Here is a 25,666-nt window from a genome sequence, read left to right on the forward strand (position 1 = left end):
AATTATAAAGCGTTGATATAATCTTGTGTTTGCTTTTCTACCGCTAAAGTGGCTACTTTAATGGCCGAACCCACACGAGTAGTTTTAGGGTCTACCGCCATTTTGCCAATGGTGGCTAAAGCATCGGTGTACCATTTACTCCAAATCTCAATAATATGCTTTTCGTCTTTTGCCGATTTGCCACCAGCAATAGCTGCTTTGCTCAAATCAAATTCTGTTTTTAAACGAACCAAAGCATCCTCCTTAATTTGAGCTACCGTAGCTGTTGCAGTGTTTTCATCAGCACTAATTAGAGTATAAGCAGCAGTTAATGCGCTAATACCAACGTTTTTCATCGTTGTTGCAGATACCTTGTCTATTCTATCATTATCCGTATGATAAAATACATCAGTAAAGTGCCACATTAAAAGTCCAGGTATTTTGTTTTGTAAAAATGGTGTATGGTCACTTCCCCCTTCAAATGGATTGAAGTTTACCACCCATATTGCATGTTTGCCCTGCTCTTTGCAAATGTCAAATACAAAGTCGTTAAAATAATGTGGGAAAAGGTCTTTTTCCTTTACGTCGCCAGCACCCCATTCAGAATGTTTATCATTTCCACGAGTCCAAATGGCTGATGGATCTGGCATTTTCTCTAGCAGAAAAGTTCCGCCAGTCTTTTCGGTATCTTCGCCAACCATATCCAAGCTCATGCCCCATAAAATACCTTTGGCACGAGTGCTATCTTCCACAATATATCTTCTGGTCGAAGTAATTTCATCGCCCCAAAGAAAGGTTAGCGTACGTTGAGGTTTTAATTTTCCACTTTTTACCAATTGGGCAGTTAAGCGGGCCATTTCCCCCAAGGTGCCTACACCGGAAGCATTATCGTTTGCACCTGGCTCCTGCACGTGTGCACTATACACAAAACGCTCGTTAGGTTTTAAGTTGCCCCTTACATTAGCCACAATGGTTAATTCCTCTGCAGCATAGGTTTTGGTAGTAATATTTACCTTTAATTCGACTTTGCCTTTGGCACAGGCTTCTTTTAATCTTTCCTTAGATGCGTAAGATAGAAACAACGCCCAGATACCGGCATTAGGTTGCATACCACTAAATTGAATAGAAGTAGTGTGTTTGGTAGGTTGGGTATAGTCGGGCAGTGAAAAACCAATGGCCCCAATAGCCCCCGCTTTGGCCGCCAAACCTATTAAGCGTTGTGTAGAAATATCACCGAAAACAATTTTTCCTTTCAAGTCTTTGTCCTGTAAATCTTCCTTGGTTGCCTTATTTACATATACCACTTCGGCCGTAACGCCACCGTCAGCTGTAGAAGGGCAATAAATAGGAATCATGTTCCTATTGGTTTTAAAAGCTTGTAAGGATGTATTTTCGCCTACAATGGTAATGTTAGCATCTACGGGTTCCCAAGCATCGCGTTTCATAGCTCTTTTTTCGATGCGATAGGTAAGGGGTGCCTCAAATTCGTTTTGGTCCTGTTTAACGTAACCTGCTTTTTTAAGGATTTCCTCTATTTTGTAGATGCTTTCATCGAAACCTTTATTGCCAGGTAGACGGAAAAACTGCTCTACAAAAGCAGTAGTAGCGTAAGCATTTTTTTCGTTAAAACCAGCTCTGGTAAGTTTAAAATACTCGGCCTTTTGGTTTTGGGCGTTGGCATGGAGAGATAATACAGCCAACAACATAATAAGTAGTCTTTGCATGTTGATTTTCTAAATGCCTAAATTAGTAAAAATAAATGTGAGGTATTAGTGATCTGGGAGCAGATGTCAAAATCAACTAGCGTATTGGTTCTCTTAAAATGGTTTTTAATTTGTTAGGTGCCGTTTTGTTAAAATCTGATAGATAAATTTCATGGTGGTGACCATTTTTGGAGAAACCCCTTTCCATCATAAATTTTGCCATAACGGCCAAAGTTTCGGGTTCATTGGCAAAGGGACCAAGGTGTAGCATCTGTACTGATTTTCCTTCTTTCATTTGGAAAAGCTCGACCTGTTTAATCAGTGACCAGCCTTTTTTATTAAAAGCAGTTTCCTTGGCTTTGGTTACCTCTTGGTTGGTCACATATTCAGGCATCCTGATCAGCAAACGATATTCCCACTCGCTTCTGTCAATTTCTTGAGGGGCATCCTCCATGGATATACCTGTAAACTTATTTTCGTCAAACCACCATAAAGCCTCCAGTTTTGAAACGACAAAATCTTTTTCTAATGATTTGTAAGTGAATTTAAGCGTATAGGCAGTGGCATATAAAGCTTGTATGTTTTCAAGGAAAGCTTGTTCTGATGGGTCGCCTTTTCCAATTAAGGATAAAAATTGTGCTGGCTCAATTTCTACTATTTGAGGAGTGTTTTGAGCTGTGAAATAGGTTTTGTACTTTTTACTTAAGTCTAATTTTTCCATGTTGTGATTATTTCCAACAAAGTAGAAGTACTAGAGTGACAGCCTTATGGCAGTGTGTTTTTACAAATCAAAGTTATTGAAGATTACCTGCTGCTCTTTCTTTCCTCAGCAAGCTATCAAGGTCAACATTAGGCTGACTTAGCAAAATAATTTGGGTGCCGTTCTCTCTGGCAAAGGGATTGTTAATCTTATCAAGCACTGTAACGTTCTTGAAAAGGCGATGATCCCTTTCAAAGTCGGTATTCGAAGCATTTTTAATTCTGATGACCGTTTCAATATCCCTATCTAAATTTAACCATTTAATATAATCTGGAATAAAGGCATCCGCTTTTAGTTCCTTATTTTTTGTGTAGTAGTTAATGGCTCCGGCTTGCCCGTAATTATCGCATAAAATAAAGACACTGTTTTTGTTGGGTAACTTTTCATAAATGGAATCCACTTTCGACGCCAGTTCTCTCCAACCTAACATGTCGGCAAAATCCTGTGAAATGGGATGTTTCTTGCCGTCTTCCCAAGTATGTTGGCTAAAAGGAAGTTTTTGCTCGGCAGCCTCCACATATTTTTCGGGAGTGAAAATTGGAAGGGAAATCTCCAACATTGCATAGAAGAAAAATAGCATGATTGCAAACAACAGATATCGAAGGTAAAATTTCCAGCCACTTTGCAGCAATTGCGATAGGTAAATGGCGCCAAAGGCAAAAAAGATAGGGTATAAACCAATGGCGTAATAAGCTTTCGCTTTTAAAAAGATAAAAATAGCTATGGTAAATACAAAGGCCCAAAAGAATAATCGATAGGGTTTAAAAGCTGGAAAAGTAAATAATGAAATAAAAGCTGTAATTAAAATTGGAAGTGAGCCTATAAAAAAGAAGAATTGTTCTTTAACAAAGCTCATCCTTTCTACGTGTACCAATTGCGTCTCGGCCAGTTCTTTCATATGCGAAAAAACAGGAAAATCATTTTGATACTGCCAAATCAGATTAGGGCTAATCAATATCAAAGCTGTTATACCCGCATAGTACAAATGTGGATTGGTAAACAAACGTCGTTGACTGGTTAAAGGTAATGCCAGTAATAAGCCAAATAAACAAAAGGCGATGTTGTATTTATTTAAAAAGCCCAAAGCAAAGCTGACAGCCATCCAATACAGCCATTTTTTATGGTCGGTTTGGATAAATCGAATAAGGGTAAAATAAATTAATGTCCAAGAGAGGATGTCTAGAGAATTAGGTTGATATAAGATGTTGATGCGTAATAATACCGATAGTAAAAGGCCCGTAGCAGCTAAAATGCAGGCAAACAAACTACCTTTAAGGCTTTCTATCGTTTTCCATACCACCACCATGGTTAAGGCCCCAAAAAGTGCAGGAAAAAACTTCACCCAAAAAACGCCATTTCCAAATTGTAGAATTATCCACGAAATTAAAGAGGTAACGGGGGGAACAGAATGGAAACCCCAAGCCAAATGTTGCGCTTGGTCTAAGTGAAGATACTCGTCCCTTTGCAGTTCATATACCGGATTAACTACCAAGTATTGCAGGACTACTTTAACAACAACAAATAGGAATAAGATAAGATTGCCGTTCTGCTTGGTTGTTAATTTGTTCATGAGTGTTTGGTTGGGTAGTTAGTGGTTAGAAACGACAGGTTTTACATTGTTACATACAAAGGGGCATTTACTATTTAAAAACAAAGGCACAAAGAAATGAATCTTTGTGCCTTGCTTGTTTATTTTTTGATTGGCGCTCGTTTATTGAGCTCGTCTATTGGCATATTCATCATGCGGCCAATAGGCTTTTTACCACGATAGGTAATTACCCTTAACATGTTTGCATCCATCGGAACAACCAAGGGTTCGGTATATTTTGGGTAAAAATGATCGGGGAAAGAATTATCGAAACTATAGTAGATATCCAAATCTTCCACTTCAGTACTTAAAGTAACTAGCAATTTGCCATCGGAAGTGCGCTTTACGTTAAAGATAGGATCATAAACACTAGGCGCATATTTGGTTTCGGCAATATCCAAACGTCCGAAATGTTGCTCGGTACGGCTAAAGAAATTTTTCCAGTTTTTCTTTTCTTTTGGGCTCCACACACTTTCTGCTAAGGCAAAACCACGTGGCCAGGTCATGTATTCAGCCTGACGGATATTGTAAACCTGTTCGGTCCATAAATTGCCTTGTCCGCCTTTGATATATTTCGGGTCAACACCTTCAGGAACAGGGTCAAATTCGTAGGATCTACTTAATCTTAAACCTTTGTAAACTTTGGGTTCGGTAATTTCATCAGCCTGCATGTAATCTAAATAAGCGTATTGCGTAGGGCTCATTACCACTTCGTGCTTGTTCTTAGCGGCTTCTACACCGTATTTCATATCTCTCCAGCTCATTACGGCAGTACTTTGCGACACGCCTCCTTCTAATACTTCGTCCCAAGCCATAAAGCGTTTGCCATGTTTGGCCACTATTTTCTCTAACCTGCGTTCAAAGTAACCTTGAACTTGCGCCATGGTTTTAAGGTTTTCGCGTTTCATCAATTCAGCAATCTGTGGGTTTTTCTCCCAGTAATTGTGAGGAGCTTCATCACCACCCATGTGCATGTATTCGAACGGGAAAATTTTGGATACTTGAGCCACTACTGTATCTAAAAACTCATAGACTTTTTCGTTTGCAGGGCAAAGGGTATTATCAACCATGGCCAATGGCGGAGCACCACGACTCCAATCCATAATGCGTTCGCCACTGCGTACTTTGTAGTTCACGGCTTCAGGTGTACAGGAAAGCTCTGGATAGGAAGCAATGGCTGCTAAGCTGTGTCCAGGAACATCAACCTCTGGTAAAATATTTACAAATCTGTCTTTAGCATAAGCCACCAGTTCTTTAAGATCTTCCTGTGTGTAGAAACCGCCATAGTTACGGGGTTCATCAGGTTTTGGCGGGATAAAGTTGCCAAAGGAACCTACACGCTTTACATTCCAGGCACCTACCTCGGTAAGTTTTGGATAGCCTTTAATTTCTATTCTCCAGCCTTCGTCATCTGTTAAGTGGAGGTGCAAAATATTGTATTTATAACGTACCATGGCATCAATGTACTGCTTCACTTCTTCTTTGGTGAAAAAGTGTCTGGCCACGTCAAACATTAGTCCTCTCCAGCCCAAACGGGGATAATCGGTAATGTTAACACAAGGAATTTGCCACTTAATGTCTTTTATTTCTTCTTTACTTTCTATCTCTTTTGGCAATAGCTGAATTAAGGTCTGTACGCCATAGAAAATACCAGCAGGTTTGTTAGCGGTAACCGTAATTTGTTGAGGGGTAACTTGTAGGTGATAACCTTCTGTACCAATCACAGCATCATTTTTATCCGTTAGTACTAATTTGATGTTGGCAGATGAACTGGCCGCTGCGGTTGAACTCACAAAATATCCGGTAGGGATACCTAATCTTTCTTGTAAAAAAGTGATGGACTGTTTAAGTTCTGTAGGTTTGGTAGCCTGTATAAGAATACTTTGAGGTAAAATAAAATGACCTTCTTGTTTGGTAACAGTTACGGGCTCTGGAATAATGGCAATTTCGCTATGGGCATGGTTGGCCGTTTGGTTAAGTGCTATGCCATCGGTAGCCACTATAGTGCTTTGCGCTAAAGCGCCGAGGGATAAGGAAATTAAAAAGGACGAAAGGAATAATCTCATTTTATATTTTGGTTTGTGTGAAATGGCAATTTATTAAAAAAAATTAAAAACTATTGCAAAACCAACTAAGACATTCAAGAACAATTTAGCTTTTAACCATTAAGGTGTTAGGGATATTAAGCTTTAAGGCATTTGAGAATATTTTAACCAGATGGACTAGGATGCCTAAGGGGTTATGATATTTTAATTGGTTTTTCACCTAAGACATCCTAAGAACATTTTAGCTTATTATAAACTAAGATGAACTAAGGTGTCTAAGGTGGTGTTAATATTATCCTGATTTTTTACCATCTAAGACATTTAAGAGCGTTTAATTCGCATACCACGCTTACATGAACTAACGTGTCCAAGGTGGTTATATCTAATTCTAAAAATTTACTTCAACGCGTCCAGCACCTGAAACAATTTTCTGCTAATGCCGGAGCCACTGTAGTTATTGATATTGATTACCGCAATGTACTTGTTGCCATTTTTGGCGGTATAGTATCCTGCATAAGCGGTTACATCGTTAATATTGCCGCTTTTAATGGTCATGCCATTGTACTCAGGAAAGGAATTAAGATAATCGTTAAACCATGGTTCTTTTTGAGCTTGAAATAAAATAGAGGCCATAGCCATGGTGGTAATTCTGTTACCTGGAGAAAGACCGCTACCATCAATCATATTCAAGGCATTTTTGTCTATTCCTCTGCTTGCCCAAAAATCAATCACTGCTTTAGTTCCATTTCTGGTGCTGGCTTCTTTTCCCTGTTTAAAAGCCATGGTTTTCAGTAGTTGCTCACCATAAAGGTTAATGCTTTTTTTCTGGAACCAATAGACGATCTGGCTTAAGGTAGGAGAGAAGATGTTCAGCAAAGGTTTTTGTTCACTGGCAATCGTTTTATTTTCCAGTGCTAACAAACGAGCAGAACTAGCTTGACTGTTGCAGGGAATATTTAAGCGTTTCAAGGTGTCTTGCAGGCGATAGGCAGCATCAAAGGCCGGGTCGGGCAGTGATAGTGAAATTCCAGCTTTTTTAATGCCCATTCCCCACGTGCCACGTACATAGCCAATATTGGTGTATGGAGCTAAAAAGCCATATGCATTATCCCCAGTGCCGCTAGCGCCAGTTTTAAGCTCGTTTACCAATTGAATGTATGGAGTCTGTGGAACCGTTTTTAAGATTTCTACATTGCTTCCAATGTTAGCGCCAGGTTTGAGGTGTATGTCGAACTGATTTTCACGCCAGCAAATTGCGGCCCCACCGGCACCGTAATAATTGCCAATATCTTGCCAGATCCAACCCGTTGGAATGGTTGATGTGCCGAAAGCGCTATCGTCACTAATGATACTTCCTTCAATTTTTTTTATTCCTGCTGCTTTGATAGCAGTTACCCATTGGTTAAGGATGTTGTTTTCTTTGGTCTGCTCGTATCGCCATGAACCTAAGGTTGGGTCTCCAGAGCCCGTGATGATGATATTACCCTGAAGTGTGCCATCAGCATTGATGGTTCCCGTGTAGGAAAGTTTGGTTTCGTAGCGAAAATCTTTCCCTAAAGTGTAAAAAGCGGTAGCTGAGGTAATGGTCTTTAAGGTAGAAGCCGTTGCCAGACCTACATTCTCTTTATCTGCAAAAATGACCTTTCCCGTGCTGGCATCCAATACACAAAGCGATGTCGTAGCATATTTTGCTTGTTCATCATTCACTAAAATTTGATAAGCTTTTTCTAATTTTTGGGCAGTAATTTGGGCAAAGCTGATGCTATAAGCGCTAAATAGTAAGAAAGAACATGCTTTTAAAAATCTCATCTGGCTAGTATTGTGTTGAGGCTAAAATAATAAAAAAATCGTCATTGCGAGGCATGAAGCAGCCCTAGGCAAAGTATTATAAGTTGTAAAATTGCTTTGTGACTTGCCATGACTGTAAAATATATGCACAAAAAAAGTGATGCTGTTCACACCACTTTTCTTATTATCTTTTAGTTGAATTATACAATCTTGTTGTCAACCAAATACTCTGCAATTTGTACGGCATTGGTAGCAGCACCTTTACGCAGGTTGTCAGCAACAATCCACATGTTTAATGCTTTTGGATGCGATTCATCTCTACGTAAACGGCCTACAAAAACCTCATCTTTTTCGTGCGCATCTTTCGGCATCGGATACTTTAAGTTAGCTACATCATCAACTACAACTAAGCCTGGAGCTTCTTCTAATATGCGGCGTACATCAGCTAAATCAAAATCATTTTCAAATTCTACGTTTACCGATTCAGAGTGGCCGCCCATTACCGGAATACGAACCGTAGTTGCGGTAACTCTGATGTTATCATCACCCATGATTTTATTGGTTTCTTTCACCATTTTCATTTCTTCTTTGGTGTAACCATTATCGGTGAAAACATCGATATGAGGCAATACGTTCAAATCAATTTCGTATGGGTAAGCTTTTGGCCCATCAATACCTTTACGCTCATTCATCAGTTGATCAACCGCTTTAACACCAGTTCCTGTTACGGATTGGTAAGTAGAAACGATGACACGTTTAATGTTGTATTTTTCGTGCAAAGGTTGCAAAGCCACCACCATTTGAATGGTAGAGCAGTTAGGGTTGGCAATAATTTTATCTTCTTTGGTTAAAACCTTGGCATTTACCTCAGGTACTACCAATTTTTTGCTTGGGTCCATTCTCCATGCCGAAGAATTGTCGATTACAGTAGTTCCAACTTCTGCAAAACGAGGAGCGTCGGCTAATGAAGTGCTTCCGCCGGCAGAAAACAAAGCGATATCTGGACGTAGGCTAATCGCAGTGTCCATGCTAACAATTGGATATTCCTTACCCTTAAACTTAATTAACTTACCAACGCTCTTCTCAGATGCTACTGGGATTAATTCTGTCAACGGGAAATTTCTCTCTTCCAATACTTTTAACATAACAGTACCTACCAATCCGGTGGCACCTACAACTGCAACTTTCATTTTTTTCTTGATTATTTGTATTATATTTAAAATTAAAAATGTTCAATTCCCAAATATGAGAAAAACTTTACTCTTTTTACTGTTATTATGCACTAAACTTACTTTTGCTCAGTTAAATGACAATTTTACTGATGGAGACTTTTCGAATAACCCTGTTTGGGGAGGGAGTACAAGTTTATTTTCGATTAATGCTAGTAAGCAATTACAAACCGTAACCAGTGCTACAGCGCAAACGGTTTATCTTTCTACAGCCAACCAATATGCATTGAATACAGTTTGGGAATTTTATGTTCAAATGAATTTCGATCCCTCATCTTCTAATGCTACACGGATTTATTTGACTTCAAATAGACAGGACTTAAAAGCGGCTGATCTTAGCGGCTATTATATTCAGATAGGGGAAAGTGGAAGTACAGATAGTTATGACTTATTTAGAGTGACCAATGGTGGAACTGCCGTTAAAATAATTGACGGCCCAGCAAAAACTCGAGCAAATGCCAATGTGCTGATGGCAAAAGTAAGAGTGACTAGGGATAGTAACGGGAAATGGGAGCTTTATACAGATATTACCGGTGGAACAAATTATACTTTGGAGGGAACAGTAACTGATGTTACACATACCACTACTTCTTGGTTTGGGGTATGGTGTGATTATACGGCGACAAGGTCTAATGGTTTTATCTTTGATGATTTTAACATTACTGAATTGGTTGCCGATGTGACGCCGCCAAAGGTAACGGCTATAAAATCAATAGATACCAAGACTTTAGAGGTCACTTTTGACGAGCCATTAAACACAGCTTCAGCGCAGAATATTGCCAACTATTCACTTTCCAATGGCGCGGGCAGCCCACTTACTGCAGTGATGGGAAGTACAAGTAACGTGGTGAACCTTACTTATGCTAATAATTTTGTCTCTGGAAATTATATCCTAACGGTAAGTAACGTTGCTGATGTCAAAGGGAATGCTGTGGTTACACCAATAGCTACATCGTTTATTTATGTAGAACCTTATACTGCTAAACGAGGTGATGTTGTGATTAACGAAATTATGGCTGCGCCGATTTCTACCGCTACGGCATTGAATAAAGAATATATAGAACTTTATAATACCACCGATAAATACATCATCATTACAGGATGGAAGTATAAGGACGCTACTACATCTATAACCACATTGGGTGCAGATACTTTAGCCCCTAAGTCATACCGTATTTTAAGTGCGGTGGCAGATGTTGATGCTTTTAAAGTTTATGGAAAGACATTGGGGGTTTCCCCATGGCCATCTTTAAATAATGATAAGGATGATTTAAGCCTGATGTTAGCAGACAATACTATCATCGACGCCGTTTCTTATGCAGATACTTGGTATAGAGATAACACAAAAAAGACAGGTTATGCGTTGGAACTGATTAATCCTACGGGAACTTGCGGTGGTGCATTTAATTGGACCGCTAGTACTGGTGTCAATAATGGAACTCCAGGGGCTCAAAATTCTGTTTATAACCCACAGCATACCGATAATGTGGCCCCAAAGTTATTGAGCGCCGCTATTTTATCTACTACACAAATCCAAGTAGATTTTGATAAGGCCATTGCCAGTACAATGCTTACTGATGTTAATAATTATTCGATTAACAATGGTATTGGAAAGCCTACGCTTGCGGAGTTAAATGGTACCAATAATACGAGTGTGAAGCTTACTTTGGCTAATGCAATAGCACCTAATACCGAAAATTTATTAACCGTTAGTAATTTGTCCAATTGTGCTGGAATACCTATTGATCCAGCCGCTAATACGGCAATTATTTTACTTCCAGATCAAATTAATGCGGGCGATATCCTGATCAGTGAAATTTTATTTAATCCGAAAACCGGAGGATTTGACTTTGTAGAGCTTTATAATCCAACAAACAAAGTTTTCGATTTAAAAGAGCTTACAATTTCCAATCCAACAGGTACGGGAACTACTGGGCCAACTAAGAGGACAATTTCAAATACTTCGGTATTTATAAAGCCAAAAACTTATTGGGTACTTACAGCCAACCCATTAGTAGTGCAGCAACAATATCAGGTTAAATACCCTAGTCAAATGGTACAAATCGCGAGTATGCCTTCTTACAATAATGACAAAGGAACAGTAGCCATTTGGAAAGGGGAGACAGCGGTAGACCAATTTGATTATACTGAAAAAATGCACCACGCTTTGTTAAAGGATGTAAAAGGTGTTTCATTAGAACGAGTTTCATTTACCATAAGCGGCAATGAACCGGGTAACCTACAATCAGCGGCTTCATCTGTTGGTTTTGCAACACCTACGGATAAAAATTCTCAGAGCGAGGATACTAGTGTTAAAAATTCGGTAGTGGTTGCCAATAAAACTTTCTCCCCAGACAATGATGGTTTTGAGGATTTGTTGCAGATTGATTATCGTTTTAAGGAAAATGGAAATCTCGCGACCATTAACATATACACAGATAAAGGTGTTTTGGTTCGCCGTTTGGCAAGGAATATTACTTTTTCCACGCAAGGAACCATCACTTGGGATGGATTGGATGACAGTGGCCAACTATGTAAAGTAGGCTTGTATGTAATCAAGGCAGATATATTTACAATAAGGGGCAGTGCCGACAGCTTTAAACAAACCTGTGTACTTGCTTCAAAACTGAACTAGAAAATGGCATTCTTCTTATCTAAATTTTTACTGTTCCTCATTCGTCCGTTGGTATGGGTGATTACTATGATGATTTATGCCCTATTCTCACAAAATAAGCGGCGTAAAAGGAAAAGCTTGATTTTCGCTATTGTCTTATTATATTTTTTCTCTAATAAGTTTATTCTTGGACAAGTGGCGTATTGGTATGAAGCGAAACAACCAGTTTCAGCACATTATGATATTGGATTGCTGTTAGGTGGGTTTTCTGGTTACAACACTGAAACTAATTCTTTAAAGGCTCAGTTTACCGGTGATCGGTTAGCACAAACTATAAGATTGTATCATGAAGGAAAAATAGACCGTATTTTAATGAGCGGTGGTAGTGGTAGTTTTTTAGAAAAAGGTCCACCAGAAGCAGTATATACCGCTGAATATTTGAAAGCGCTAAAAATTCCCGATAGTGTGGTGATTATTGAGAAAGAAAGCAGAAATACTAAAGAAAATTTTAAATATGCTGCTGAAATACTGAAAGGGCTTCATAAAACTGATCCAAAGATATTGGTGATCACGAGCGCTTGGCATATTCCAAGAACAAAATTGTTAGCTGAAAAACAAGGTTTTAAGAATATAGATTTTTATCCGACCAATTCATTAAAGGATAATTATTCTTTTGAAGACTATTTATTGCCGCAGGCCAGCGCCATTAACGGTTGGGAGCTGTTATTGAAAGAGTGGGTGGGGTATATCATGACTTGGATAGGGTTAACTTAACCGTTTTATTGGAAAACCTCGCAGGTTTTCAAAACCTACGAGGTTTGTAATCAATTAGATTCCTCGCTAAGCTCGGAACGACAAGTAGGTTGAATTTACTTTAACAAAGTACCTTTAATATAATCAATACTTGTAGTAATAGAACCAATATGGTCGGGCTTGTAATTGGTTTCCTGCTCTAAATAGATATGTTTAACCCCAGAAAGTGAAGCTTTGGCAAATATCGATTTAAAATCGATGCTACCTTTTCCAATTTCCGTATTCCAGTTTTTCTTCTCTTTATCCATATCCTTCACGTGCCACATTTTAAACCTACGAGGATACTTTTTAAACAGCTCTAATGGATCATGACCTGCAAAAACAACCCAGTAAAGATCTAATTCAAAGTCAACCAAATTAGGGTCAGTACCGGTCAATAAAATATCTAAGCCAGTTTTGTCTCCAAACTTGTCAAATTCAAAACCGTGGTTATGGTAACCCATATTAAGGCCCGACTTGATGCAAAGTTCACCAGCTACATTTAAACGCTCGGCAGTTCTCTTATAGTCATCTGCAGTTTTGCGTAAATTTTCTCCAAGCCAAGGAGCTACTACGTATTTAGCACCTAAAATATTCGAAGCTTCTATGTAAGCTTTGATATCGTCTAAATTGCCTGTAGAAATATAGTTTTCAACGCTAAAATGCCCGCTAGGTGATTTTAGCCCATTGGCATCTAACAAAGCTTTAAATTCTTTAGGATTTAGGCCCCAAAAACTTCCTTTAGGTGCATAGCCATAGGTTTCAACTTCTTTAAAGCCAGCTTTGGCTACTTTTTCAATGACACCTTTTACATCTTTGCTTATAATTTCTCGTAAACTATATAATTGTATGCCCACAGGATGTTGGGCCGGAACAAGGGCGTGGCTTAATGCTGGTGCCAACGCAAAACTTGCAGCTAGTAATCCAGTTTCTTTGATAAAATTTCTTCTAGTAGTCATCTTAATATTTTATGTTATTCAGCAGCAGCTGATTTATTGTCGTCTCTAAAGAATAATAGGAAAAGTAAAGCCACAACAGCAGAAATTGCCGCTGGTATGATCCAAATGTTATACCAATTATGGCCGCCATCAACCACATATTTATCAACTACTACTCCTGATATGATAGAGCCAAAAAGCATTCCTACTCCATAGGTGGCTAAAGTAATGAAACCTTGAGCGGCACTTTTGAATTTTTCTCCAGCTAATCTGTCTGTATAGATTTGTCCGGTAACGAAAAAGAAATCGTAGCAGATACCATGTAGAACAATACCGCCAATTAGCATCCAATAATTTGCATCGGCATTTCCAAAGGCAAAAAATAAATAGCGAACTACCCAAGCAATCATCCCGATAGCTAGCATTTTTTTAACGCCCAATCTTACAAAAAACAAAGGCATTAACAACATAAAGAGGGTTTCTGATACTTGCCCTAATGATTGTTTGCCTGCTGCGGCCTTCATTCCAACTTCGTTAAGAAAAGGATTGGTAAAGTTGTAATAAAAGGCTAACGGTATACATATGGCTACTGAAGCAATAAAGAACAGTAAGTACGATTTGTTTTTTAAGAGGCCAATCGCATCTAAGCCAATAATATCTCCAAATGAAGTTTTTTCTCCCTTTTTAGCAGGTGGTGTATGAGGAAGTGCAAAACTGAACAACCCTAATAGGATAGAGGCTGCAGAAGCCATTTTGAAAGTTAATATGAGGTTTCCATCTTGTTCCCAATTTAACCAGCCAATTACTAAACCAGCAATGATCCATCCAATGGTGCCAAATACCCTGATTGAAGGGAACTCTTTTCCTGGATCTTTCATTTGCTTAAAGGAAATAGAGTTTACCAATGCCAAGGTTGGCATGTAGGCAATCATATATCCTAAAATGAAAGGGAAAAAGCTATCAAAATTTAAGGTAGTGGAGGCGTACCAAAGTAGGATACCACCTACAATATGCAAAAAGCCTAATATCTTTTGAGCTGCAAAAAATCTGTCGGCAATTAAGCCAATAATGAAAGGCGCAATGATAGCACCTAATGATTGTGTACTATAGGCAGAACCTATTTGAACACCATCAGCAGAAAGGTTTTTAGTAAGGTAAGTACCCATGGTTACAAACCATCCACCCCAAATGAAAAATTCGAGGAACATCATAAAGGATAGCTTGAAGCGAGTTGTTGAGTTCATATTTAGTTTATGGTTTTTGAGTTGATGGTTGGTTAGTTTTTTGGTGCTAATACCTAGTCACTAGTTCATAATTCCTGTTATAGTTCTTTAATTTCAATGTTGCGGAACCAAACTTCATCACCATGATCTTGAAGGGCAATTTTACCAGTTTTGTAGGTTCCAAAGCCTTCCCATTTGGCAAATTTGCTGCCTGCAATCAGGTTTTTCCAGTTTTCATCCCACATGGTAGTTTCCACTACTTTTTTCCCATTTAACTTAAGGGTAAGCTTGCCATTATTACTGATGATTTCGGCCAAATTCCATTCGCCAACTGGTTTAACGGGCTCGCTTTTGCTTTGGATCATATCGTATAAATCGCCAGCACGGTGTTTGGTTATTTTTCCATCTGGATGGCCATCGTTATCTAACACTTGCATTTCAGGTCCTGTTAAATAAGTCTGTTTGTATTTTGCAGGATCTTCGTGTACAAAAAAGATGATTCCGCTATTGGATTTTGGAGCTACTTTCCACTCTATTTTTAAATGGAAATTACCATATTCTTTATCGGTTACTAAATCACCACCATCTTTGTTCTTCAACTTAGGGTCAAAGTGCAATACGCCATCTTCGGCATTCCAAGCTTTGCCTACAAAATCTTTTCCGTAAGTATGCCATCCTTTGGTGGTTTTACCATCAAAAAGAGGGGTGAAACCTTTATTTTTCTGTGCGCTTGCACTTATTGTAGCTACCATAAAGGCTGCTATTAGTATTTTTTTCATTGAATTGACAATTGTGTTATTAATGCGCTTTCGTCATTTCGAACTCAAGTGAGAAATCTAACGAGCAGTTATGGCATGTTGGAATTCTCCTCGTTCCTCGTCGAAATGACGGGCGTATTTTTATATTTTATTTTTCTCCTAATTTCCAACCTTCGCGGTAATCTCTCTTCACAAATTGATTCACTTCATCAAAGTTGGTTACTTTCATTTGGTCGTTATCCCACAATAGCTTTCTGTACCTGCCAGGGTAAATTACCTTGTTTTTATCGTTTATCTTTTGAACGTCAGCAGCTCTGATAGCCAAGTTAGCCATCAATAAACACTCCGTTAATGGACCTGCAATTTCGAAAGGAGAACTTAATTCTTTTTTACCATAGCCAGCAATACAGCCTTCAACCCATTGGCCGTAATGGCCATTAGCTTGTTTCTCTACGCGTGCAAATTTTTGGGCAACGTTTAAGTTTTCATTTCTAGAAAGTGGCAATAACCTCGCTTTGTCCCCGTAGGTGTTGGCCATCATTTTACCTTTGGTACCAATAAATAAAGTACCGTTGCCGCCATCGCCAAACATTTCGTCGGCACCTAATTCTTCCGGGCGGGTTGGTTGAATACCTCCATCCATCCAATGTACGGTAACATCGCCTTGTGTTTTATCTGTTTTAGGGAATTTTAAAGTTACATGGCTCGAAGGAGGGCAACTTTCTGGATAATAACCACGTTTAAATGAGTCATAATAAACTGAACCTACGCTTGCCTCTACTTCTGTAGCATATTTCAAATTCAACACGCTAAAAGGTGCCTCTAACAAGTGACAACCCATATCGCCAAGTGCGCCAGTACCATAATCCCACCAGCCACGCCAGTTGAATGGTACTAACTTTTCTACATAATCTTTAGAAGGGGCAGTTCCTAACCACAAATCCCAATCCAATTCCTTAGGCACATCTGCCTTGTTTTTAGACCATGGAATGCCTTGAGGCCAAACCGGTCTATCCGTCCAAGCATAAATGGTGTGCACGTCGCCAATTAAACCAGCATCATACCATTCGCGCAATAGGCGAGGACCGTCATTGCTGGCACCTTGGTTGCCCATTTGCGTAACCACTTTGTATTTTTTTGCAGCAGCAGTCAATATACGAGCCTCGTAAATATCGTGCGTTAGCGGCTTTTGCACATATACGTGTTTGCGTAATTGCATGGCCGCTAAGGTTTGTATGGCATGGTTGTGATCTGGTGTTGATACGGTAACAGCATCAAAGTTTTTGTGTTCCTTATCGAACATCTCCCGCCAGTCTTTATAGAATTTTGCTTTGGGAAAACGCTTAACACTGTTTGCTGCCTGACGGGTATCTACATCGCATAAATAAGCAATTTCAGCTTTGCCACTTTCGTGGATTAGCCTCAAATCACTTTCTCCTTTGCCGCCTACACCTATGCCTGCTACAATTAATCTATCGCTTGGCGCTAGAAAACCTTTGCCTCCGAGTACATGCCGGGGCACAATGGTAAATGCAGCAGTAGCTACAGCTCCCATTTTAAGGAAGTTACGCCTGCTTTGGTTGTTGTCTTGGTTCATATTTTGGTTAGGGTTGGTTCTTACTTACTTCTTTAAAGATAAGATGTATTTAGCCATCAGCTTAGCATCGCTTTGTGAAATTTTAGGGTGAGGAGTCATTGGGATTTTGCCCCAAACACCTGAACCACCTTTAATGATTTTATCAGCTAAATAAGTTACGTTTTTATCGCTGTTAGGATATTTCTTCGCTATATCTGTGTAAGATGGGCCAATGAGCTTGTTGATTTTGTGGTGACAGCCAATACAGTCTGATTTGTTGATCAATAGTTCACCACCACTCATTTGCATTGTAGCAATTTTTGGGGCGATGTTGGTATTAATGTTTACTGATGGTTCGTTCTCTTTTGGAGCGCTTGTAAATGAAGCCATGAAAATTAGAGTAACTCCAAGAATTAAAAAGGTTCGTTTCATTTTGTGTTTTGTATTAGGGGGTATTAAGTTAAAAGTCAAAATTTAAAAGTGAAAATAGAAGTTATATGCCTAGTATTTTTTTGTTAAATGCGGCATCACTTCCAGAGGCAGCAAAATCGTCAAATGCTTTTTGGGTTACGTTAATGATATTTTTCTTAATGAATTCGGCACCTTCGCGTGCACCATCTTCTTGGTTCTTGATACAGCATTCCCATTCCATAACGGCCCAGCCTTTAAAATCGTATTGGGCTAACTTGCTGAAAATAGTTCTGAAATCTACCTGGCCATCACCTGGGGAACGGTAACGTCCCGCTCTGTTGGCCCAACTTTGGTAACCACCAAAGGTACCTTGTCTTCCCGTTGGGTTAAACTCTGCATCTTTTACATGGAAAGCTTTTATTCTTTCATGATATAGGTCGATGTATTGTATATAATCTAATTGCTGTAGTACAAAGTGCGATGGGTCATATAGCAAACAAGCTCTAGGATGTTGGTTCACTTTGTCTAAAAACATTTCATATGTAATGCCATCAAACAGGTCTTCTCCTGGATGAATTTCGTAACAAACATCTACGCCACAGTTGTCAAACTCGTTTAAGATTGGTAGCCAACGCTTGGCCAATTCGGTAAAAGCCTCGTCAACCAAACCTTCTGGGCGTTGCGGCCACGGGTGGAAAAATTGCCATAATAGTGAACCGCTAAAAGTGGCATGGGCATTTAACCCCAAATTTTGCGATGCTTTTGCAGCATATTTCAACTGCTGTATAGCCCACTCGGTACGTGCTTTAGGATTATTCTTAACTTCAGGGGCTGCAAAGGCGTCAAACAACTCGTTATAAGCGGGGTGAACCGCTACCAATTGTCCTTGCAGGTGCGTAGAAAGTTCAGTGATTTTCAATCCGTGGGCAGCTACTTTTCCAGTCAATTCATCTGCATAGGTTTTACTTTCGGCAGCTAGTTTTAAATCGATGAATCGAGGGTCGAGTGTAGGCATTTGAATACCTTTGAAACCCAAATCTGTTGCCCATTTACAGATGGAATCAAGCGAGTTGAAAGGTGCTTCATCGCTAATAAATTGTGCTAAAAATACTGCAGGTCCTTGTATCGTCGTCATGGTGTATTAAACTATAAAATCATGCCATTTTTGCGATGAAGCACTTGAAGCTACAGCATTTTCGATTAATGCCATACCTCTTACGCCATCATTAACGTTAGGGAAATCTAACATTTGAGGGGTAGGTTCTTCATTGTTCAATTTAGCATCTAAGGTTAAAGCAAAATTTCTGTAGATGTTAGCAAAAGCTTCCAATAAACCTTCTGGGTGGCCTCCTGGAGTTCTGGTGTTGTGTTTAGCGAAATCGCCCAAATAGCCGCTTCCAGCCCTATAAATCTCGGTAGGTTTGTTTAACCATTTTACCAATAGGGTGTTTGGCTCGTGTTGAAACCATTCAAGGCCACCTTTTTCACCATAAATTCTAATTTTCAGTGCATTTTCTTCGCCCGCTGCGATTTGTGAAGCGATTAAAACACCGTTTGCACCATTATCAAATTTCAATAGGATGTTTCCATCATCATCAATAGCTCTGCCTTCGACAACGATATTCAAATCAGCACATATTTGAGTGATTTTTAGGCCAGAAATATATTCAGCTAAGTGTGCAGCGTGCGTACCTATGTCGCCAATACAACCGCTTTTTCCAGATTTTTTCGGGTCGGTGCGCCATGCGGCCTGTGCATTTCCTTCTCTTTCGCTCAAAGTACTTAGCCAGCCCTGTGGGTATTCTACAATGATTTTTCTAATTTTTCCCAAAACTCCGTCCTTCACCATTTCTTTGGCCTGTTTTACCATTGGATAGCCAGAATAGGTGTGGGTAAGGCATAGGGTAAGCCCAGTTTCTTCCACTTTTTGTTGTAGTTGTTTAGCTTCTTCTAAAGTCAAAGTCATTGGTTTTTCAATCACTACGTTAAAACCATGTTCTAAGGCCATCATTGCAGGTGCAAAGTGCGCAAAGTTTGGAGTTACAATAGTTACAAAGTGAATTCTTTCATTTTCTGGGAGTTCACTTTCTTTTTTGATCATTTCTTCATAGTTCAGGTAGGTTCTGTTTTCTGGAAGAAACAACATTTTCCCTGATTCTAGGGCAGTTTCAGGATTGGTGCTTAATGCTCCGCAGCAAAGTTCAATCAATCCATCCATATTAGCGGCAATGCGGTGAACAGCTCCTATAAATGCATCTTTGCCGCCGCCGATCATACCCATTCGTATTTTTTGTCTCATAACTCGAAGGTTGTAGATGATAAGTAATAAGTTTTACGTTGCATTTGGCATCGTAAAACTTAAAACCTATAACTTACTACTTAAAACTTATTAAAGGTTTCCTTTTTTCAATTCGTTAACGGCATGATCAGCTGCACGGGCAGTTAGGGCCATAAAAGTAAGTGAAGGGTTTTGGCAACCAATAGATGGCATTGAAGCTCCATCGGTAACAAAAACATTTTTCACTTCATGCACTTGGTTCCACTCGTTTAATACCGAAGTTTTAGGATCTTTACCCATTCTGGCGGTACCCATTTCGTGGATCGCCATGCCTGGATAGCAACCATTATCGTAAGTTTTGATGTTTTTAGCACCTGCTGCTTCTAGCATTTCGGCGGCATCGTTCATCATATCCTCACGCATTTTCTTTTCATTTTCTTTGTATTCGCAATCGATGGCCAGAACAGGTTGTCCCCATTTGTCTTTTTTCGAATGATCGATATACACGCGGTTTTCGTAATAAGGCAGCATTTCTCCGAAACCTCCAAAGCCCATTCTCCACTTGCCTGGTCTGGTCATTTTATCTTTAAAGTCTGCTCCAAATGATAACTCGGCAATATCACTTTGCCAGTTTTGTCTTGAGGCGCTACCCTGATAGCCGAAACCACGCAGGTAATCACGTTTATCTTTTCCTACGTTTCTGAAACGAGGAACATAGAAACCATTGGCACGTCGGCCATAGGTGTAAAACTTATCGAAACCATCAAAATCGCCATTGGCACCGCAACGGAAATGGTGGTCCATTAGGTTATGTCCTAACTGCCCGCTAGCATTTCCTAATCCATTTGGATGGGCATCGGAAGTGGAATTTAATAGAATAAAGGTAGTGCCTAAAGTTGAACCGTTAACAAACACAATTTTCGAATAAAATTCCATCGATTTGTTGGTAAGGGCATCAATCACCATTACGCCTTTGGCCTTTTTGGTATCTTTATCGTAAATGATATGGTTAACAATGGAATATGGTCTTAAGGTAAGATTCCCGGTTTCCATGGCCGCTGGTAGGGTAGAGGATTGGGTGCTGAAATAAGCACCAAATGGACAACCACGACTACATAGATTGCGATATTGGCAATTGCCGCGGCCATTGTGAGGAACAGTTAAGTTAGCTACACGACCAATAGTTAATAAGCGTTCATTGCCCCATTTTTGTCTGATACTTTCTTTTACAGATTTTTCCACAATGTTTAAATCCATTGGAGGAAGGAAATGTCCGTCAGGTAATACTTGTTGTAAACCTTCATTTTGGCCACTAATACCAGCAAATTTCTCGGTATAATCATACCAAGGAGCTAACTCTTTATAACGGATAGGCCAGTCGTTCCCGAAGCCATCTTTAGCATTTTCTTCAAAATTCAAGTCGCCGAAACGGTAGCTTTGACGGCCCCACATCAATGATTTTCCACCTACGTGGAAACCTCTGTACCAATCAAATCTCTTTACTTCGGTATAAGGACATTCCAAGTCGTTTACCCACCATTTTTCGGTGACTTCGTTGTAAGGATAATCTCTTTTTTGTACAGGGTGGGTTCTCTTCATTTCTTCCGTTAACCTACCTGCGTGCTTAACGTCCCAAGGATTTTTCATTGCGCCATCATAATCTTTAATGTGCTCAATGTTCATCCCTCTTTCAAGCAATAATACTTTTAGGCCTTTTTCGGTTAGTTCCTTAGCGGCCCAACCACCACTAATACCCGAGCCAACTACAATGGCATCGTAAGTGTTTTCGGCTTTTAGATTTATATTTAAGTTCATTCTGTTTTGTTTTGTTTAGGGAAAAGAGATTTTTAGGTTGCCCAAGATTTTTGGCCTGGTTTAAGTGGATAAGCACCGTCATAACTGCCAGGTATTTGAACATACTCGCGGGCTTTGGTGCAGCCAATTTCCGATGAGAAATATCCTAAGGAAGTAAGGTCTCTCACGGTGGTAAAGAAATAGGCAATATCAACTTTCTCAGGAAGTTTATTTGTTTTTTGGTCTAGGGTTTCCTGTCTCAAAACGGTCAGCATTTTTTTGCGTTCTGCTAATGGAATTAATGCAAAGCTTTTGCCGTACTCTTTTTTAGCACGGGCTTCAAATGCCGTTAATCCATTGTAGAAAGATTGTTGCTGTTTTGCAGGATAGCAGTCGTTCACCATCATTGGGATAAATTTACCCACGCCAGCCGCTTTTGCTCCAGCAGATGATTTGGTGGTCGGGATAATGACATCAGCAATTTCGGTAAGCGTTTTGATCTGCTCTGCGCTAAAAGTAACAGCATTTTTTTCGCTTTCTGGTAAGGTATAGCTACTGAACAAGACGTCTGTTGTTCCAGCAGAAATGGCTGTACCTAGCAAAATAGCTACGTTTCTGAGTGCTTCTCTTCTGTCCATATTAACTGGTATATATTGGTTGTAAGTGTGTTTTTTACACTATATAAATTTGAGTAATATTAATAATTAAAAATCAGGAAGTCAATATCTGTTATGAATTTGGTACAATGTTGGTCGCAAATCATCTTATTTAATTTGGTATTTAGAAAGAATGCTTGTGATCTGGGGTGCCAATTGTTCTGCCATGCGATAAAAACCAAGGTCGCTAGGGTGGGTGCCGTCTGTAGTGGCATCGTGGTCATCACCTAATAACTTTTCAGAAGTGATGAGGTAAATATCCTTCATTCCGGCATCTTTTAGGCGGTTAAATGCGGCAGTAGCTTCTTCATTTTGCCTTTTAACATTGTTTTGCACGCTCAAGTCAAAGTACCCGTGTTCTCTAATGATCGTTTGAACTAAGATGATTGGCGCCTTGGGGTGTTTTTCCCTAATTGTTTTAATAAAATACTCTGTTCTTTCTTTAATTTGCTCAGGAGAAGGATTAGGGATGCAATCCAGTACAAAGGCATCAGCTTGTATATCGCTCACCATTCTAGCAGCAGCCTTTTCCATTTTTGCATTGCCGCTAATGCCCAAATTGATAAAGTATAGACCCGTTTTTCGGGAAAGCATGTTTGGGTAGGTCATACCCGATCTGCTGGCAGATGCGCCATGTACGATACTAGAACCATAAATCACAATCTTTTTTCTGAAAGGATTTTCAAGACTAGTCATTTTGCTGCCTTCGTTGGTGCCAATTTCCAAACTTTTCAATTCATCATAAATAGGAAGAAAAAGCATACATTCCTTCTCGCTGTTGTCCATGTTTTTGGCTATGGTAAATTCATTACAGGTAGCGGAAGGTTTACCCACTCCGGCATACTGCCATTTTCCATCTTTTTTGATGTAAAGGTCTAATCCTTTTTGTGCAATGAGCGTCATGTTGTTTGCTGGCTTCTTGTCGGTTACACACCATTTGGCGGCAATACTAGTACTGTTGGTTTTAAAGCAAATGGCTAGCCCAGTGGAGTTGGTAAGCAACTGTTTTACCACTGGAGGAAGATCATTGTATTTAGCGGTGTCAACGCGATGGTAAGGGGTAGGGGTGTTTGCTGCTTTTCCATATAGGTAAAAGTTGCTTGCATCCTGAAAAACCATTTTTTGAGCAGATACATGTTGAAATAAGACGATTGATAGGGCAAGGGCTAAGTAGATTCCTGCTTTTGATTTCTTTTTGTTCATTAGTTGGTTTAGGGAATTTGATTTCAATTATAATGGTTTTTAGGTTTAAACGAAACAAATCGTAAATAATTTAATCATAAAGATAATAAAAATTAACATTAAGATAATATATCGAAATTTTTAAAGTTAAAAGGCATAAGAATTTCTTATGCCTTTTAAAATGCTTTATTAAGAGTATTATTTTAGCTCTCTTACACCCATATTAAATAAGGTGAACGAAAGAATATCTGCAGCCTCTTCTATAGTTTTAGAAACAGGTTTGCCCGCTCCGTGGCCGGCATTGGTTTCAATACGGATAAGTACTGGGTTATTACCTTTCTGTTTGGCTTGTAACTCTGCCGCAAACTTAAAGCTATGTGCAGGAACCACTCGGTCATCATGGTCGCCAGTAGTAATTAAAGTAGCCGGATAGCTTGTGCCTTCCTTCACATTGTGCACGGGCGAGTATTTTTTAAGGTACTCAAACATTTCCTTAGTGTCTTGAGCGGTACCATAATCATATGCCCATCCCGCACCAGCAGTAAAGGTGTGGTAACGTAACATGTCCAAAACGCCTACCGCTGGAAGCGCTACTTTCATGAGCTCTGGTCTTTGGGTCATGGTAGCACCTACCAAAAGACCTCCGTTAGAACCTCCACGAATAGCCAAATATTCTGATGAAGTATATTTCTGTGCAATGAGGTATTCAGCGGCCGCGATAAAATCATCAAATACATTCTGTTTTTTCATCTGGGTACCGTCATCATGCCATTTCTTCCCATACTCACCACCCCCACGAAGATTAGGTACGGCGTAAATACCTCCTTGTTCTAACCATACTGCATTAGAAATACTGAAAGTGGGAGTGAGGCTTACGTTAAAACCTCCATATCCGTACAGAATGGTAGGGTTGTTACCATCTAACTTTATTCCCTTTTTATAGGTAATGATCATGGGTACTTTTGTACCATCTTTTGAAGTATAGAAAATCTGTTTGCTTTCATAATCAGCACCGTTGAAATCTACTTTTGGTTTCTGGTATTCTGCAGATTTTCCCTCTTTTGCTTCAAAAGAATAGATAGTGCCTGGAGTAATGTAATTGGTGAAAGAATAATATAATTCCTTGTCTTCTCTTTTTCCACCAAAACCCCCAGCGGTGCCAAGTCCTGGTAATTTAATTTCGCGGAGCATTTTACCATTGTAGTCATACTGTTTTACTTGCGAAACAGCATCTTTCATGTAATTGGCAAAAATATAACCCGAACCTGTAGATACTGAAAGCACATTTTCTGTTTCAGGAATAAAGTCTTTCCAATTGGCCGATTTTGGATTGGCTGCATCAACAGTTACCAGCTTTTGGTTTGGTGCTTTTAGGTTGGTAACAATATATAGTTTAGTACCTACATTGTCTAAGATATAGCTATCGCTGTCAAAATTATCGAGGATGTTAACAATTTTGCTGTCCGGAACGCTAAGGTCTTTAAAATATAATTCGTTTCCGGAAGTAGAGTTTGAAGCAGAAATTACCAAATATCTATCATCTTCGGTTACACTTGCGCCTACGTATCTACGTTTTTCATTTTGTCCAAAAATAACTTTGTCATCTTTTTGCGAAGTGCCTAGCTGATGGAAATACAGTTTATGCTGATCGGTTTTAGCAGAAAGTTGGCTGCCTTTTGGTTTGTCGTAGCTCGAATAGTAAAAGCCTTTGTTGCCAATCCAAGCAATGCCGCTAAACTTGACATCAACTAACTCGGCTTCTAGCTTTTTCTTGTTCGCCGCGTCCATAATGATGATTTTATTCCAATCGCTGCCTGCTTCTGAAATTGAATAGGCTACTAAAGAACCATCTTTAGAAAACTCGACAGTCGATAGGGAAGTCGTTCCATCTTTCGAGAAAGTGTTTGGATCAAGAAAAACTTCCTCTTTTCCGTCCTTGTCTTTTCTATACATTACGGACTGGTTCTGCAAACCATTGTTCTTAAAGTAATAGGTGTAGTTTCCTTCTTGTGAAGGGGCCGAAATCTTTTCATAATTCCATAGCTTTTCCAGGCGGTCCTTCATCTCTTTTCGAAAAGGAATTTTTTCCAGATAACCGAAAGTTACTTCATTTTCGGCTTTTACCCAAGCGGCAGTTTCGGCAGATTTATCATCTTCCAACCAACGGTAAGGGTCTTTTACTTCGGTTCCAAAGTAGGTGTCAACAGTGTCGACTTTTTTTGTTTCGGGATATTTTAACACGATGGGTTCTTCTTTTACTTTTTCTTTACACGACAGCAGTACTGATGCCGTAATTACAGTTAACAGTAATTTATTCATAAGGATTATATTTTGGTTATTGCTAAGTTAGTA

General features: G+C 39.4%; 19 protein-coding genes. 2 read left to right on the forward strand and 17 right to left on the reverse strand.

Annotated features, from left to right (window positions below):
- Positions 1-2: 2 nt before the first annotated feature.
- The 6 genes from ABDV71_RS07500 to ABDV71_RS07525 form a co-directional block, all read right to left on the reverse strand.
- Complete coding sequence (locus ABDV71_RS07500) at positions 3-1,703, reverse strand: M28 family peptidase (protein ID WP_343531829.1); 1,701 nt, start codon at positions 1,701-1,703, stop codon at positions 3-5.
- Between the two features lie 76 nt (positions 1,704-1,779).
- The gene (locus ABDV71_RS07505; RefSeq protein WP_343531830.1) at positions 1,780-2,403 is read right to left on the reverse strand and encodes a GyrI-like domain-containing protein; all 624 of its coding nucleotides are present in this window, start codon (positions 2,401-2,403) and stop codon (positions 1,780-1,782) included.
- A gap of 73 nt (positions 2,404-2,476) precedes the next feature.
- Complete coding sequence (locus tag ABDV71_RS07510; protein WP_343531831.1) at positions 2,477-4,012, reverse strand: glycosyltransferase family 39 protein; 1,536 nt, start codon at positions 4,010-4,012, stop codon at positions 2,477-2,479.
- Positions 4,013-4,131: 119 nt separating this feature from the next.
- A complete protein-coding gene (locus ABDV71_RS07515; RefSeq protein ID WP_343531832.1) occupies positions 4,132-6,096 on the reverse strand; it encodes a family 20 glycosylhydrolase in 1,965 nt (654 codons plus the stop codon).
- A gap of 375 nt (positions 6,097-6,471) precedes the next feature.
- Entirely contained in the window at positions 6,472-7,884 is a 1,413-nt protein-coding gene (gene dacB / locus ABDV71_RS07520) for a D-alanyl-D-alanine carboxypeptidase/D-alanyl-D-alanine-endopeptidase (protein WP_343531833.1), read from the reverse strand.
- Positions 7,885-8,063: 179 nt separating this feature from the next.
- Positions 8,064-9,053 (reverse strand): aspartate-semialdehyde dehydrogenase, encoded by a 990-nt coding sequence (locus ABDV71_RS07525; RefSeq protein ID WP_343531834.1) that lies wholly within the window; start codon positions 9,051-9,053, stop codon positions 8,064-8,066.
- 55 nt (positions 9,054-9,108) lie between these two features.
- On the opposite strand from ABDV71_RS07525, the gene ABDV71_RS07530 reads away from it, so the two are divergent.
- Both ABDV71_RS07530 and ABDV71_RS07535 read left to right on the forward strand, forming a co-directional pair.
- Positions 9,109-11,727: a lamin tail domain-containing protein gene (locus ABDV71_RS07530; protein ID WP_343531835.1), complete on the forward strand. Its 2,619-nt coding sequence runs from the start codon at positions 9,109-9,111 to the stop codon at positions 11,725-11,727.
- A 3-nt stretch (positions 11,728-11,730) separates the two neighbouring features.
- Positions 11,731-12,480 (forward strand): YdcF family protein, encoded by a 750-nt coding sequence (locus tag ABDV71_RS07535; protein WP_343531836.1) that lies wholly within the window; start codon positions 11,731-11,733, stop codon positions 12,478-12,480.
- A gap of 95 nt (positions 12,481-12,575) precedes the next feature.
- Here the strand turns inward: ABDV71_RS07535 and ABDV71_RS07540 are convergent, their stop codons facing one another.
- The 11 genes from ABDV71_RS07540 to ABDV71_RS07590 all read right to left on the reverse strand — a co-directional run bounded on the left by ABDV71_RS07540 (position 12,576) and on the right by ABDV71_RS07590 (position 25,633).
- A complete protein-coding gene (locus ABDV71_RS07540) occupies positions 12,576-13,457 on the reverse strand; it encodes a sugar phosphate isomerase/epimerase (protein WP_343531837.1) in 882 nt (293 codons plus the stop codon).
- A 14-nt stretch (positions 13,458-13,471) separates the two neighbouring features.
- Positions 13,472-14,680 carry a nucleoside permease gene (locus ABDV71_RS07545; protein WP_343531838.1) on the reverse strand — a complete coding sequence of 403 codons (1,209 nt, stop codon included), beginning with the start codon at positions 14,678-14,680 and terminating at the stop codon, positions 13,472-13,474.
- 77 nt (positions 14,681-14,757) lie between these two features.
- Positions 14,758-15,438 (reverse strand): DUF1080 domain-containing protein, encoded by a 681-nt coding sequence (locus ABDV71_RS07550; RefSeq protein ID WP_343531839.1) that lies wholly within the window; start codon positions 15,436-15,438, stop codon positions 14,758-14,760.
- 127 nt (positions 15,439-15,565) lie between these two features.
- Positions 15,566-17,014, reverse strand: coding sequence for a Gfo/Idh/MocA family oxidoreductase (locus ABDV71_RS07555; protein WP_343531840.1), 1,449 nt, complete (start codon positions 17,012-17,014; stop codon positions 15,566-15,568).
- 24 nt (positions 17,015-17,038) lie between these two features.
- Entirely contained in the window at positions 17,039-17,383 is a 345-nt protein-coding gene (locus ABDV71_RS07560) for a c-type cytochrome (protein WP_343531841.1), read from the reverse strand.
- 103 nt (positions 17,384-17,486) lie between these two features.
- The gene (locus ABDV71_RS07565; RefSeq protein WP_343531842.1) at positions 17,487-18,539 is read right to left on the reverse strand and encodes a sugar phosphate isomerase/epimerase; all 1,053 of its coding nucleotides are present in this window, start codon (positions 18,537-18,539) and stop codon (positions 17,487-17,489) included.
- 6 nt (positions 18,540-18,545) lie between these two features.
- Entirely contained in the window at positions 18,546-19,703 is a 1,158-nt protein-coding gene (locus ABDV71_RS07570) for a Gfo/Idh/MocA family oxidoreductase (RefSeq protein ID WP_343531843.1), read from the reverse strand.
- Positions 19,704-19,793: 90 nt separating this feature from the next.
- The gene (locus ABDV71_RS07575; protein WP_343531844.1) at positions 19,794-21,497 is read right to left on the reverse strand and encodes a GMC family oxidoreductase; all 1,704 of its coding nucleotides are present in this window, start codon (positions 21,495-21,497) and stop codon (positions 19,794-19,796) included.
- A 32-nt stretch (positions 21,498-21,529) separates the two neighbouring features.
- Positions 21,530-22,114: a gluconate 2-dehydrogenase subunit 3 family protein gene (locus ABDV71_RS07580; RefSeq protein ID WP_343531845.1), complete on the reverse strand. Its 585-nt coding sequence runs from the start codon at positions 22,112-22,114 to the stop codon at positions 21,530-21,532.
- Between the two features lie 126 nt (positions 22,115-22,240).
- Entirely contained in the window at positions 22,241-23,335 is a 1,095-nt protein-coding gene (locus ABDV71_RS07585; RefSeq protein WP_343531846.1) for an SGNH/GDSL hydrolase family protein, read from the reverse strand.
- A gap of 177 nt (positions 23,336-23,512) precedes the next feature.
- A complete protein-coding gene (locus tag ABDV71_RS07590; RefSeq protein ID WP_343531847.1) occupies positions 23,513-25,633 on the reverse strand; it encodes a prolyl oligopeptidase family serine peptidase in 2,121 nt (706 codons plus the stop codon).
- Positions 25,634-25,666: the final 33 nt, after the last annotated feature.

Source organism: Pedobacter sp., assembly GCF_039594775.1.
Classification (GTDB): domain Bacteria; phylum Bacteroidota; class Bacteroidia; order Sphingobacteriales; family Sphingobacteriaceae; genus Pedobacter.